This is a genomic window from Pseudomonas migulae, from assembly GCF_043225285.1.
GTDB classification, from domain to species: Bacteria; Pseudomonadota; Gammaproteobacteria; order Pseudomonadales; family Pseudomonadaceae; genus Aquipseudomonas; species Aquipseudomonas migulae_C.
In genome coordinates, this window is the sequence record NZ_CP171224.1 from 2,113,291 (window position 1) to 2,126,645 (window position 13,355).

Here is a 13,355-nt window from a genome sequence, read left to right on the forward strand (position 1 = left end):
TTGTTACGGTATATCAATAAACCCGATTATCGGCCGTAAATGCAAAAAGGCCCGTTCGACGGGCCTTTTTGCTGGGCGGGATCAAGCCTTACGGCAGCATGCCCGCGTGGGACAGGCCCAGACGCTCATCCAGCCCGAACAGGATGTTCAGGTTCTGCACCGCCTGGCCCGACGCGCCTTTGACCAGGTTATCGATCACCGACAACACCACCACCAAATCACCGTCCTGCGGACGATGTACGGCAATTCGGCAAACGTTGGCACCGCGCACGCTACGGGTTTCCGGGTGACTGCCCGCCGGCATCACATCGACGAACGGTTCGTTGGCATAACGCTTTTCAAACAGCGCCTGCAGATCCACCGAGCGATCCACGACCGTTGCGTAAAGTGTCGAGTGGATGCCGCGGATCATTGGCGTCAGGTGCGGAACGAATGTCAGACCGACATCCTTGCCCGCTGCGCGACGCAGTCCCTGGCGAATTTCCGGCAAGTGACGGTGACCTTTGACGGCGTAAGCCTTCATGCTTTCCGACGTCTCGGAGTACAGCGAACCTACGGCAGCACCGCGACCGGCGCCACTGACACCAGACTTGCAGTCAGCGATCAGGCGCGACGTATCGGCAAGGCCCGCTTCGAGCAATGGAAGGAAACCCAACTGCGTGGCCGTCGGGTAGCAACCCGGCACGGCGATCAGGCGAGCCTGTTTGATCTGTTCGCGATTGACTTCCGGCAAGCCATAGACCGCTTCTTCGAGCAATTGCGGCGCACCGTGCGGCTGGCCGTACCACTTGGCCCACTCATCCGCGTCTTGCAGACGGAAATCCGCCGACAGGTCGATCACCTTGGTCCCGGCCGCCAGCAGCTCACCCGCCAAGGCATGGGCAACACCATGAGGCGTGGCAAAGAACACCACGTCGCAGGCGCCCAGGGTCTTGATGTCCGGAACGCTGAACGCCAGGCCATCGTAATGACCGCGCAGGTTCGGGTACATGTCAGCCACGGCCAGACCGGCCTCGGATCGGGAAGTGATCACGACCACTTCTGCCTGCGGATGCTGTGCCAACAGACGCAGCAGTTCGACACCGGTGTAACCCGTGCCGCCGACGATACCGACCTTGACCATAAACCTGCCCTCAACGAACCCACTGGAAAGCCGTCGATAATAGGGGCCGCGCGCCCCTGCGACAACCGTCAAGGTGACGTGCGGAGCCTCAAGCCTCTACTATTCGGGCTACCGTGAACCTGGGAATAACTAAAAATGCTTTATCTGTGGCTCAAAGCGCTTCACATCATCAGCATGGTCTGCTGGTTTGCCGGCCTGTTCTACCTGCCGCGCCTGTTCGTCTATCACGCTCAAAGCGAAGACACCGTCAGCAAGGAACGCTTCAGTCTCATGGAGCGCAAGTTGTACCGCGGCATCATGGGCCCGGCGATGATCGCCACACTGATCTTCGGTATTGCGCTGATCTACCTCAACCCGAGCATCTTCAGCCAGGGCGCGTGGATCCACGCCAAGCTGACCCTGGTGGTCATCCTGATCGGCTATCACCACATGTGCGGCGCGCAGGTAAAACGTTTTGCCCGTGGCGAGAACACCCGCAGCCATGTCTTTTATCGCTGGTTCAATGAAGTGCCGGTTCTGATATTGCTGGCTATCGTAATTCTGGTTGTCGTTCGGCCGTTCTAACTTCAATCGGCACCAATCACCGGGGTACTTCCAATGTCGCTGCCCGCTTTGCTCGAACAACGTTTGCGTTTGCCCGTCGTGGCGGCGCCGATGTTTCTGATTTCCAACCCGCAACTGGTGCTCGCCTGCTGCCGCAATGGCGTGGTGGGCAGCTTTCCCGCACTGAACCAGCGCGAAAGCAGCGGCTTCAAGGCCTGGCTGGAAGAGATCGAGGCAGGGTTGGCGACACTGGAGAACCCGGCGCCGTACGCGGTGAACCTGATCGTCCACAACAGCAACCCGCGACTACAAGCGGATCTGGACATCTGCATCGAGCATAAAGTACCGATCGTGATCACCAGCCTTGGCGCCGTGAAAGAACTGGTCGATGCCGTTCACAGTTATGGCGGTCTGGTGTTCCATGACGTGACCACTCGCCGCCATGCCGAGAAAGCGGCTGAAGCGGGTGTCGATGGCCTGATCGCCGTGGCCGCCGGGGCCGGTGGACACGCCGGCACCTGGAGCCCGTTCTCGCTGATCGCCGAAATCCGCCAGTTCTTCGACAAGACCCTGCTGCTGGCCGGCTGCCTGAACCACGGTCACGAGATTCTCGCTGCGCAATTGCTCGGTGCAGACCTCGCCTACTTCGGTACGCGATTCATCGGCACCACCGAAAGTCATGCGCCCGCGGCCTACAAAGAGATGCTGCTGACTTCCAGAGCGGCAGACATCATTCATACCCCAGCGGTGTCGGGCGTACCGGCGAGCTTCATGCGCCAGAGCCTGGAAGCGGCCGGTTTCGACATGGCGGCGCTGCAAAACAAGGGTGAGGTCAATTTCGGCTCCAAGCTCAAACCGTTGAGCGATGAAGCCAAGGCCTGGAAAACCGTTTGGTCCGCCGGTCAGGGCGTCGGCGAGATCGATGATCTGCCGAGCGTGGATCAACTGGTCGCCCGACTGGACGCTGAATACCGCAAGGCCCTGGAACTGGCAGCGCAACTGCCGAAACGCTGGCCGCGCTGACAGGAAAGCTTGGCCTGTCATCCCCGACAGGCCTTACACTTCCGCTCGCAACACCCCCACCACTCAAACACTCGCGACAAGGATGCCTCGCAATGAGCGACAACCGTTTCAACATCGTATTCGACGGCACACTGCTGCCGGGTGTCGATATCACCACTGCCAAGCTCAATCTGGCGGCGCTGTACAAAAGCGAAGTAGCGGCTGTGGAGCGGCTGTTCAGCGGGCAGACGGTCACGCTCAAGCAAGGCCTGTCGCAGCCGGAGGCGCAAACCTATCTTCAGGCGCTGACAAAAACCGGCATCAATGCCCGTATCGAAGCCGAACCTTTGATTGAGCTGAGCCTGGCCGACGCTCATCACCACGCTCCCGCCAGCAGCCAACCGGTATTTGCAGACCCCGAGTCCCCGTATGCGCCACCCCGGGCCACCGTTGGCGAAAACCTGCCGCAGTTCGCTACGCTCAAACCGTTCGGCGTAACCGGGCGTATTGGCCGATTGCGCTATCTGGCGTGGACCATGGTCCTGACGCTGGTCATGCTGGGCATCGGCTCGGTTGCCGCGATTTTTGCTATCGGCCTGATCAACAGCGACTCCACCGCAGGCCTGATTGTCGGAGGCTTGTTGGCAATCATTCTGGGTGTCGCCATTGCGGTGGTCAGCATTCAGATCAGCGTTCAACGCCTGCACGACATTGGCTGGTCCGGCTGGCTGTGGCTGCTGAACCTCGTGCCGTTCGTAGGCAGTTTCTTCCCGTTCGTGATCATGTGCGTCCCGGGCAGCAACGTCGCCAATCGCTATGGCCCGCCACCGCCGCCGAACAGCACCGCAGTCAAAGTGCTCTCTTCGTTGTGGGTCGTGTTCATTGCCGTCGTGTTCATTGGTGCAATCGCCGGTGGCTTCAGCGCGATCCAGCAAGAGTACGAAACCGCTGCCGAAACCAGCTACGACAGCGGTTCGGTGACCACCGACGAAGTGGAAGTCGAGCCGTCAGAAGAAGCTGAACAAGTGCCGGATTCCGCAGACGATGAAGCCGAAGAAGCCTCGGCCCCTGTAGACTCTGCGAAAGAATGAACAGCGCTCCCCGCCCGTGACACCTGCGTCGCCGGCGCGGAGCTGTTGCGATGGAGAACTGCATGACCCGTTACGCTCTGATCACTGGCGCTTCCAGTGGCATCGGCCTGGCGATGGCCGAAGCGCTGGCTCGCCGCGGCCGCAGCCTGATTCTGGTGGCCCGACAGCGTGATCAGCTGGAAAGCATTGCGATTGAACTGACCCAACGGTTTGGCGTGGAAGTGCTGTTCCGCGCCTGCGACCTCGGCGAACCGCTGCGGTTGTCTGGCTTTTTGCTGGAACTGGAGGAAGGTGACCGGCACATCGACTTGCTGGTGAACTGCGCCGGCATCGGCACCTGCGGCCCGTTCCTGGCGCAGGACTGGATGACCGAACAAGACCTGATCGAAGTGAACATCCTTGCCCTCACCCGCTTGTGCCACGCCATCGGCAACAGCATGGCCTTGCAGGGTGGCGGGCAGATTTTGAATGTCGCGTCGGTCGCAGCTTTCAATCCCGGCCCCTGGATGAGCACTTACTACGCCAGCAAGGCGTATGTGCTGCACTTCTCCGAAGGGCTGCGGGTTGAATTGAAGAAATGCGCAGTCAAGGTGTCGGTGCTTTGCCCCGGCCCGACGCGCACGGCGTTCTTCCGCACCGCACAACTGGACACGGTCAAACTGGCCGACAGCAAACTGCTGATGAGCCCCGAGGAAGTGGCGCTCTACACCGTGCGGGCGCTGGAGAAAAACCGCGCAATCATTATTCCCGGTCGGCGCAATCGCTGGTTCGCCTTCATGCCACGGCTCGGTTCACGCTGGCTGAACCGGACAATCGCAGGCATGGTCAACAAGGCTTACTGCCCGCGCTGAAAGCGCCCTACGGCAAAACACTGGGCGGGTGCACTCCCCCTGAGTACACTCAAGCCAGCCCAAACAACGGAGAAAACAGCTGTGGATACTCTGTTCACCAAGATCATCAACCGGGAAATCCCGGCGAAGATCATCTACGAGGACGACCAGGTTCTGGCCTTCCACGACATCGCCCCACAGGCCCCGGTGCATTTTCTGGTGATCCCGAAAAAACCGGTGCGCACCCTGAACGACCTCACCGAGGACGACAAGGCATTGGCCGGGCATATTCTGTTCACGGCTCAGCGCCTGGCACTGGAACTGGGCTGCGAAAAAGGCTTTCGTGTTGTCATGAACTGCAATGAAGAAGGTGGGCAGACGGTCTACCACATTCATATGCACGTGCTGGGTCAGCGCCAGATGCACTGGCCGCCGGGCTGATTCATACCCTACCCGTGTAGGAGCCGGCTTGCCGGCACGGCGTCCTTTCAAGCGATGGATGTGTCGACTGATCCGCCGCTATCGCCGGCAAGCCGGTTCCTACAGATGCTTCCTGCGTCGCAATGACCCAGCGCAAACCTTCCCCGGCCGATTGGGTTAAACTGGCCGCCGAGATTCTTCCCGGAGGTCAGCATGACTACCCAACGTCACTACTCGCCGATTGACCGTCTTCTGCTGCAAGCCGATGCCGCGATGCGTACCCTGCTGCCTTTCAGCGGCCAGCCGTACCGTCCATCCCCTGCGATCGTGCAGCCGGAAGCGCAAATGAGCGATGAAGACACCCGGCACGTTGCCGGTCTGATGCGCATCAACCATACCGGCGAAGTCTGCGCCCAGGCGCTGTATCAGGGCCAGGCCCTGACCGCGAAGCTGCCGCAGGTGCGTGCGGCCATGGAACATGCCGCGGAAGAAGAAATCGACCACCTGGTCTGGTGCGAACAACGCATCAAGCAATTGGGCAGTCACACCAGCATTCTCAATCCGTTGTTCTACGGTATGTCCTTCGGGATTGGTGCGGTGGCCGGGTTGATCAGCGATAAAGTCAGCCTGGGTTTTGTTGCTGCGACCGAGGATCAGGTGTGCAAGCACCTGAATGAACACCTCGAGCAACTGCCGGCCGAGGACGAAAAATCCCGGGCGATTCTTGAGCAGATGCGGATTGATGAAGAGCACCATGCTGAAAGTGCTCTGGAGGCCGGGGGTTTTCGTTTTCCGGCACCGGTGAAGTTCGGGATGAGCTTGATGGCCAAGGTGATGACCAAGAGTACATACCGGATCTGATTCCAGCTTCCTGTGGGAGCGAGCCTGCTCGCGATGGACTCATACGCGACGCGTTGATTCAGGAATTACGCGTAATCGTTAACGTTCATCGCGAGCAGGCTCGCTCCTACAGTGGATTGTGAAACCACAATAAAAAAGGCGACTGCCGTGAGGGAGTCGCCTTTTTTGTGCCTTCGAGAATCTTAGGTCGGCATATTGCGCGCGTAGAAGATTTCGAGCATTTCGTGTTTCACACGATCGGTCACCTGAGCACGCTGCTCCGGGGACAGGTTGTTGGTAGCGTCGCCGAACAGGTAGTTATCCAGTTCGAAGTTCTTCAACAGCATTTTGGTGTGGAACAGGTTTTCCTGGTACACGTTCACGTCGGTCATCTGGTACGCGTCGCGGGTGTCTTCGGACAGGTAGTTCTGGATCGAATTGATCTCGTGATCGATGAAATGCTTGTTGCCTTCAACGTCACGGGTGAAGCCGCGCACACGGTAATCCACGGTCACGATGTCCGAATCGAACTGGTGAATCAGGAAGTTGAGCGCTTTAAGCGGTGAAATGACACCACAGGTCGACACGTCAATGTCCACACGGAAGGTCGCAATGCCGTCGTCCGGATGGATTTCCGGGTAGGTGTGCACCGTGATGTGGCTCTTGTCGAGGTGGGCCAGAATAATTTCAGGCAACGGGCCCGGGGATTCTTCGATCTGGCTTTCGGTCGGGGTCACTGGCTCTTCCGAAATCAGAATCGTGACGCTGGCGCCTTGTGGGTCGTAGTCCTGACTGGCGATGTTCAGGATATTGGCACCAATGATATCGACAACTTCCGTGAGGATCTGCGTCAGGCGTTTCGCGTTGTACTCTTCATTGATGTACTCGACGTAAGCCTGCTGGTCTTGCGGGGTTTCCGCGTAGCAGATGTCATAGATGTTGAAGCTCAAGGTCTTTGTCAGGTTATTGAACCCGTGGAGCTTGAGTTTGCTTTTCACCGTTAAAAACTCTCTATGTATTGCGGCCCGGGCCGCGTGATCAAGCATGCCCGTCAGATGCGAACGACGCACCTGCGTAGGACGGTTAACACCTCTTCGCGATGGCGATTTTGGTTGTCTGTTCGGGCGAGCGGCCTGTCGGCTGACGGACCACTACCCTGAAAAAAGTGGCGCATTATGCAGACGTCAGCTTGGGATCGCCAGAGTCTGCACTGCTTTTATGATAGTTGAATGTCGACTCAACCGAGTTCGATGATCTCGTAGTCGTGGGTAATCTCTACACCTGCCGCGCCGAGCATGATCGACGCCGAGCAATACTTCTCGGCAGACAGCTCGATGGCACGTTTGACCTGGGCTTCTTTCAGCCCGCGGCCCTTGACCACGAAGTGCATGTGGATCTTGGTGAAGACTTTCGGGTCTTCGGTCGCGCGTTCGGCTTCGAGGAAGGCTTCGCAGCTTTCAACTGCCTGACGCGACTTCTTGAGAATGCTGACCACATCGAAATTGCTGCAACCGCCAACGCCCAGCAGGAGCATTTCCATCGGCCGGACACCCAGGTTACGACCACCGGCATCGGGCGGCCCGTCCATGACCACGACATGACCGCTGCCGGATTCGCCGAGGAACATGGCTTCGCCAGCCCATTGGATGCGTGCCTTCATCGCCAAGACTCCACTGTCTAAAAAAAGGGTCGCCAGCTTAGCACAGGGCCCTTGATTGACAGCGCTCCCTTCCTAGGACATAACCGTCCACCTTGTAGGTAAATGCTCGAATATTGCAGGAAGTGTCTGTTAAGCTGGCGCCAATTCGCTGGCGCATAGCCAGCTTCGCAACAGCCCCAGCGCCGCATAAAAAAACCAAATACACCGTGCAGTCTTTTCGGGATACAACCATGGTTGCTATTACCCCCCCTACACCCAGAATCAAGAACCTCGACAAGCTGCTGATGCATTGCCAGCGCCGTCGCTACACGGCCAAGAGCAACATCATTTGCGCCGGCGACCGCTCGGAGACACTGTTCTTCATCATCAAAGGCTCGGTCACCATCCTGATCGAGGATGACGACGGCCGTGAAATGATCATTGCCTATCTGAATGCCGGAGATTTTTTCGGGGAGCTGGGCCTGTTTGAACAGGCCGGACTGGAACAGCAACGCAGCGCCTGGGTGCGCGCCAAGATCGAGTGTGAAGTCGCGGAAATCAGCTACGCGAAATTCCGCGAGTTGTCCCAGCAAGATCCAGACATTCTTTACGTGCTCAGCGGACAAATCGCACAGCGCCTGCGCAACACGACACGCAAAGTTGGTGACCTGGCGTTTTTCGATGTCACCGGCCGCGTTGCCCGCTGCCTGCTGGAACTGTGCAAGCAGCCAGACGCCATGACCCACCCCGACGGCATGCAGATCAAGGTGACCCGTCAGGAAATCGGGCGCATCGTCGGGTGTTCCCGGGAGATGGTCGGCCGCGTCCTCAAGGATCTGGAAGAACGCAACCTGGTGGATGTGAAAGGCAAGACCATGGTGGTCTTCGGTACGCGCTAAGCGCTGAACATGTCTGCCAGCAACTGGCGATAGAGCGCGTCGAGCCGCGCCAGTGCATCGGGTGCCGCAAACTTTTCGTGCAAGGCGATGTGGCTCTCGGCACGAACCCGTTGTTCCAGACCGCACGCCTCATTGAAACGATTGACCGCCGCGACCATCGATTCGCGCTCGTTATCCAGCAGCAACGCACCATGCACTAACCCGACCGGACGCGAACCGCCCTTGCTCTGGCGCCAGCGTTGAGCGGTGCCGACCATCTTGCGGCCATCGAGGTTGACGTTGAAACGGCCATCGCAGAATGCGCCGTCAACTTCGCCCAGGGACGAAACACCGCCCAATTCATCCAGCAACTGACAGATCGGATCGCACAGTCGGCGATAGGCGGTTTCGATGCGGTTTTGATCGCCTTCGCTACGGGGTGGCGCGTAGACCAGTGCGATGTTGATGGTTGAAGCGGATTGCGGCACGGGTTCACCGCCGGTTTCACGCAAGAGAACTGGCCAGCCTGCTGCGGCCGAGACTTCGCTGGCGGCTTCGAAACCGGGCAGGCGGTTCAGGCGGCGTGGCATGACCAGTGCTTTGTCGTTTGGCTGCCAGAACAGCAGAGCAAACTCCGAATCGCCGGTGCAGACTGAGGCCAGCAAATCCTGTTCGGCTTGCAGGCCCGCTTCGATGGTCAAGGAAACAGGAGAGGTCATAAGGTCTTCCATAGGACGGTCAGTCTGTGGTGCTTCTTATGCCGCCATCGCGAGCAGGCTCGCTCCTACATGGATCACACCAAACCTGTAGGAGCGAGCCTGCTCGCGATAGTGTCGACTCAATCTTTGAATGTTCAGTCCAGAGTCGAACCGCTGACAGCAACACCACGCTCAGGAAAGAACAGACGCTGCAGCTCAGTGCCCGGACTTTCAGCGCGCATGAACGCTTCGCCAACCAGGAACGCATACACGTCGCTGATTTCCATCAGCTCGACATCGGCCCGATTGAGGATGCCGCTTTCGGTGATCACCAGGCGATCCCGCGGAATCCGAGGCAACAGATCCAGCGTGGTTTCGAGGCTGACGTCGAAGGTGTGCAGATTGCGGTTGTTCACGCCGACCAGCGGTGTGTCGAGGGTTTTCAAGGCCCGCTCCAGCTCATCGCCATCGTGGACTTCCACCAGCACATCGAGACCGACGCTTTTGGCGACCGCCGCCAGCTCGGCCATTTTCACGTCATCCAGCGCAGAGACGATCAACAGCACGCAATCCGCACCCAACGCACGGGCTTCGACGATCTGGTACGGATCGATCATGAAATCCTTGCGGATCACCGGCAGTTTGCACGCCGCCCGGGCCTGCTGCAGATACTCATCAGCGCCCTGGAAATAATCGATATCGGTCAGCACCGACAGGCAGGTCGCGCCGCCTTTCTCGTAGCTTCTCGCGATGTCGGCAGGCACGAAATTTTCGCGGATCACGCCTTTGCTCGGCGAAGCTTTCTTGATTTCAGCAATCACCGCTGGCTGCTTCAGCTTGGCCTGCGCCAGCAGTGCCTTGGCAAAACCACGGGGTGCATCGGCCGCCTTGGCCAGACTTTCCAGCTCGGCCAGGCTCACACGAGCGCTACGCTCGGCGACTTCCTGGACCTTGCGCGCCAGAATGTTTTCCAGAACCGTCGGTACACTCATCCCTCATTCTCCACTTTGAATACCGCGGTAAATGCACCCAACTCCTCAAGTTTTTCCCGAGCGAGGCCTGTGTGCAGCGCATCGTGCGCCAGGGCAACGCCTTCTTTCAAACTGGTTGCCAGATCGGCGGCGTAAAGTGCCGCACCGGCATTGAGCACGATCATCTCGGCGGCTTTCTGACCGTTCTCGGTCTTGCGCTTGCCGAGGGCATCGCGAATCAATTCCAGGGACGCGGCCGGGCTTTCCACCGAGAGGCCGTGCAGGCTCTGGCTCTTCATGCCCAGGTCTTCCGGCTCGACCCAATATTCGGTGACCTGGTCATTCTTCAATTCCGCCACGAAGGTCGGTGCGGCCAGGCTGAACTCGTCGAGGCCATCCTTCGAATGCACCACCAGCACGTGCTTGCTGCCCAGTCGCTGCAAGACTTCGGCCAATGGCCGGCACAACGCCTGGCTGAACACGCCCACCACCTGATGCTTCACACCGGCCGGATTCGTAAGCGGGCCGAGCATGTTGAACAGCGTGCGCAGGCCGAGATCCTTGCGCGGACCAGCGGCGTATTTCATGGCTTTGTGATGGGTCTGGGCAAACATGAAACCGATGCCGACGTTGTCGATGCAGCGCGCCACTTGAACCGGAGTCAGGTTCAGGTAGATGCCCGCCGCCTCCAGCAGATCGGCACTGCCGCTTTTACCCGACACGGCACGGTTGCCGTGCTTGGCCACGGTGCAACCGGCGGCGGCGACTACAAAGGAAGACGCCGTCGAAACGTTGAAGATGTTCGCTCCATCACCGCCGGTGCCGACCACATCGACCACGCCGTCAAGGGTCTTCAGCTCGACCTTGTCCGCCAGCTCGCGCATGACCGACACCGCGCCGACGATCTCGTCGATGCTCTCGCTCTTCATGCGCATGGCCATCATGAACGCGCCGATCTGCGCATCCGTGCATTGCCCGGTCATGATTTCGCGCATCACATCGCGCATTTCTTCGGTGCTGAGGTCGAGTTGATCGACGATACGGCCCAGGGCTGTCTTGATATTCATGGAAAGTCCTTAGCGCGTGCCGCCGGTTTGTTTGAGGAAGTTGGCGAACAACTCGTGGCCCTGTTCGGTCAGGATAGACTCAGGGTGGAATTGCACACCTTCGATGTTCAGCGTCTTGTGGCGCAGGCCCATGATCTCGTCGACCGAACCGTCTTCAAGCTGGGTCCAGGCAGTCAGTTCCAGGCAATCCGGCAGCGTTTCGCGCTTCACGATCAACGAGTGATAGCGCGTCACTGTCAGCGGATGGTTCAGGCCTTCGAACACACCCTTGTCTTCATGGAACACCGGGCTGGTCTTGCCGTGCATCACCTGGCGGGCGCGAACCACATCGCCGCCGAAGGCCTGGCCGATGGACTGATGGCCCAGGCACACGCCGAGAATCGGCAATTTGCCGCCAAAATGCTTGATCACATCGATCGACACGCCCGCTTCAGTCGGCGTGCAAGGGCCCGGGGACACGACGATCCGCTCCGGGTTGAGGGCTTCGATTTCGGCGATGGTGAGCTCATCGTTGCGCACGACCTTGACCTCGGCGCCGAGCTCACCCAGGTATTGCACAACGTTGTAGGTAAAAGAGTCGTAGTTATCGATCATCAGCAACATGGCTAAAGAACCTCTTGAATTCACGGACTATAAGGGCTGCCTTCGAATGAGCGACCCGCAGCGCTTTGTCAGCCGAAGCGACATGGCATACGGGTCACGTGGTTCGGTCAGCTTTCCGGGGTTTGTTCAGCCAGGGCGACTGCACGGAACATGGCGCGACGCTTGTTCAGGGTTTCTTCCCATTCCAGCGCCGGCACCGAGTCGGCAACGATGCCGCCACCGGCCTGCACGTGCAGTTCACCGTTCTTGATCACCGCGGTGCGAATGGCGATCGCGGTATCCATGTTGCCGTTCCAGGCGAAGTAACCGACCGCGCCGCCGTAGACGCCACGCTTGACCGGTTCCAGTTCGTCGATGATTTCCATCGCGCGAATCTTCGGTGCGCCGGACAAGGTGCCCGCCGGCAGGATGGCCCGCAGTGCGTCCATCGCCGTCAGCCCGGCCTTCAGTTGCCCGGTGACGTTGGAAACAATGTGCATCACGTTGGAATAACGCTCGATGACCATTTTCTCGGTGAGTTTCACCGAACCGATCTCCGATACGCGACCGGTGTCGTTACGACCCAGGTCGATCAGCATCAAGTGCTCGGCGATTTCCTTGTCGTCGGACAGCAGGTCTTTTTCCAGCGCCACGTCCGCTTCCTCGTTCGCGCCGCGCGGGCGCGTGCCGGCAATCGGGCGGACGGTGATCAGGTTGTCTTCGACCCGCACCAGCACTTCCGGCGAACTGCCGACGACGTGGAAATCGCCGAAGTTGAAGAAGTACATGTAAGGCGTCGGGTTGAAGCAACGCAGCGCGCGGTACAGATCGATCGGTGCCGCCTTGAAGTCGATCGACATGCGCTGGGACGGCACGACCTGCATGCAGTCACCGGCCAGGATGTATTCCTTGATGGTGTCGACGGCTTTTTCGTAATCGTTTTGGGTGAAACTGGAGCGGAACACCGGATCAGCTGACTGTTGCTTGCTGAAATCCAGGCCACGCCGCGGGGTGATCGGCTGGCGAAGTTTTTCCAGCAGTTCTTCCAGGCGGGCGCGGCCTTGCTCGAAGGCGTCTTCCTGCGCCGGGTCGGCCAAGACGATCGCGTGCATCTTGCCGGCGAGGTTGTCGAACACCACCACGGCGTCGGACACCATCAGCAGAATGTCCGGCACGCCCAGTGGATCCGGATTCGGGCACTTGCCCAGGCGCTTCTCCACATAACGCACGCAGTCGTAACCGAAGTAACCCACCAGGCCACCGTTGAAGCGCGGCAGGCCGGGAATGGTCGGAACGTTGTAACGGGCTTTGAACGCTTCGACGAACGCCAGCGGATCTTCCACGTCATGGCTTTCGATTTCGATGCCGTCATGGGTCACGCTGACGTGATGGTCATGAACCCGCAGCACGGTGCGGCACGGCAGGCCGATGATCGAGTAACGGCCCCACTTCTCCCCGCCCTGAACGGATTCGAGCAGATAGGAGTTGGGTTCGTCGGCCAGTTTCAGGTAGATCGACAGCGGCGTGTCGAAGTCAGCCAGGGTTTCGCAGGCAAGCGGGATGCGGTTATAGCCGGCAGCGGCCAAACGCAGGAATTCTTCGCGGATCATGGGGTAGCCTCGAGGCTTGAGGTGCTAACAGTCAGGTATGCAAACGCGCCGGGAGACCGGC

The 13,355-nt window shown here is 59.2% G+C and carries 15 protein-coding genes; 7 read left to right on the plus strand and 8 right to left on the minus strand.

What is annotated here, in order from left to right:
* Nucleotides 1-88: 88 nt before the first annotated feature.
* Nucleotides 89-1,123 (minus strand): N-acetyl-gamma-glutamyl-phosphate reductase, encoded by a 1,035-nt coding sequence (gene argC, locus ACF6ZU_RS09835; protein WP_392891931.1) that lies wholly within the window; start codon nt 1,121-1,123, stop codon nt 89-91.
* 135 nt (nt 1,124-1,258) lie between these two features.
* Here argC and hemJ point away from each other — a divergent pair, with 135 nt between their 5' ends.
* From hemJ to coq7, 6 genes are all read left to right on the plus strand, one after another.
* On the plus strand, nt 1,259-1,687 hold the full coding sequence (gene hemJ / locus ACF6ZU_RS09840; protein WP_392891933.1) for a protoporphyrinogen oxidase HemJ: 429 nt from the start codon (nt 1,259-1,261) through the stop codon (nt 1,685-1,687).
* 33 nt (nt 1,688-1,720) lie between these two features.
* On the plus strand, nt 1,721-2,689 hold the full coding sequence (locus ACF6ZU_RS09845; RefSeq protein WP_392891935.1) for an NAD(P)H-dependent flavin oxidoreductase: 969 nt from the start codon (nt 1,721-1,723) through the stop codon (nt 2,687-2,689).
* A 92-nt stretch (nt 2,690-2,781) separates the two neighbouring features.
* On the plus strand, nt 2,782-3,759 hold the full coding sequence (locus ACF6ZU_RS09850; protein WP_392891937.1) for a DUF805 domain-containing protein: 978 nt from the start codon (nt 2,782-2,784) through the stop codon (nt 3,757-3,759).
* Between the two features lie 62 nt (nt 3,760-3,821).
* Nucleotides 3,822-4,610: an SDR family NAD(P)-dependent oxidoreductase gene (locus ACF6ZU_RS09855; RefSeq protein WP_392891939.1), complete on the plus strand. Its 789-nt coding sequence runs from the start codon at nt 3,822-3,824 to the stop codon at nt 4,608-4,610.
* A gap of 81 nt (nt 4,611-4,691) precedes the next feature.
* Entirely contained in the window at nt 4,692-5,030 is a 339-nt protein-coding gene (locus ACF6ZU_RS09860) for a histidine triad nucleotide-binding protein (RefSeq protein ID WP_008027110.1), read from the plus strand.
* A gap of 192 nt (nt 5,031-5,222) precedes the next feature.
* Nucleotides 5,223-5,870, plus strand: coding sequence for a 2-polyprenyl-3-methyl-6-methoxy-1,4-benzoquinone monooxygenase (gene coq7 / locus ACF6ZU_RS09865; protein WP_392891941.1), 648 nt, complete (start codon nt 5,223-5,225; stop codon nt 5,868-5,870).
* Nucleotides 5,871-6,052: 182 nt separating this feature from the next.
* On the opposite strand, the gene speD is transcribed toward coq7, so the two are convergent.
* Both speD and ACF6ZU_RS09875 read right to left on the minus strand, forming a co-directional pair.
* Nucleotides 6,053-6,847 (minus strand): adenosylmethionine decarboxylase, encoded by a 795-nt coding sequence (gene speD, locus ACF6ZU_RS09870; RefSeq protein ID WP_392891943.1) that lies wholly within the window; start codon nt 6,845-6,847, stop codon nt 6,053-6,055.
* A 239-nt stretch (nt 6,848-7,086) separates the two neighbouring features.
* Nucleotides 7,087-7,509 (minus strand): OsmC family protein, encoded by a 423-nt coding sequence (locus tag ACF6ZU_RS09875; RefSeq protein WP_008061600.1) that lies wholly within the window; start codon nt 7,507-7,509, stop codon nt 7,087-7,089.
* Nucleotides 7,510-7,739: 230 nt separating this feature from the next.
* Between ACF6ZU_RS09875 and crp the strand changes: the two genes are divergently transcribed.
* Nucleotides 7,740-8,387, plus strand: coding sequence for a cAMP-activated global transcriptional regulator CRP (crp, locus tag ACF6ZU_RS09880; protein WP_392891945.1), 648 nt, complete (start codon nt 7,740-7,742; stop codon nt 8,385-8,387).
* Here crp and ACF6ZU_RS09885 read toward each other — a convergent pair.
* From ACF6ZU_RS09885 to trpE, 5 genes are all read right to left on the minus strand, one after another.
* Nucleotides 8,384-9,085 (minus strand): biotin/lipoate A/B protein ligase family protein, encoded by a 702-nt coding sequence (locus ACF6ZU_RS09885; RefSeq protein ID WP_392891947.1) that lies wholly within the window; start codon nt 9,083-9,085, stop codon nt 8,384-8,386. The two genes, crp and ACF6ZU_RS09885, sit on opposite strands and share 4 nt — an antisense overlap.
* 134 nt (nt 9,086-9,219) lie before the next feature.
* Nucleotides 9,220-10,056: an indole-3-glycerol phosphate synthase TrpC gene (gene trpC, locus ACF6ZU_RS09890; protein ID WP_392891948.1), complete on the minus strand. Its 837-nt coding sequence runs from the start codon at nt 10,054-10,056 to the stop codon at nt 9,220-9,222.
* The gene (trpD, locus tag ACF6ZU_RS09895) at nt 10,053-11,102 is read right to left on the minus strand and encodes an anthranilate phosphoribosyltransferase (RefSeq protein ID WP_392891949.1); all 1,050 of its coding nucleotides are present in this window, start codon (nt 11,100-11,102) and stop codon (nt 10,053-10,055) included. Before trpD ends, trpC begins: the two co-directional genes overlap by 4 nt.
* A 9-nt stretch (nt 11,103-11,111) precedes the next feature.
* The gene (locus ACF6ZU_RS09900; RefSeq protein ID WP_150634269.1) at nt 11,112-11,705 is read right to left on the minus strand and encodes an aminodeoxychorismate/anthranilate synthase component II; all 594 of its coding nucleotides are present in this window, start codon (nt 11,703-11,705) and stop codon (nt 11,112-11,114) included.
* Between the two features lie 107 nt (nt 11,706-11,812).
* Nucleotides 11,813-13,294, minus strand: coding sequence for an anthranilate synthase component I (gene trpE, locus ACF6ZU_RS09905; RefSeq protein WP_392891951.1), 1,482 nt, complete (start codon nt 13,292-13,294; stop codon nt 11,813-11,815).
* Nucleotides 13,295-13,355 lie beyond the last annotated feature (61 nt).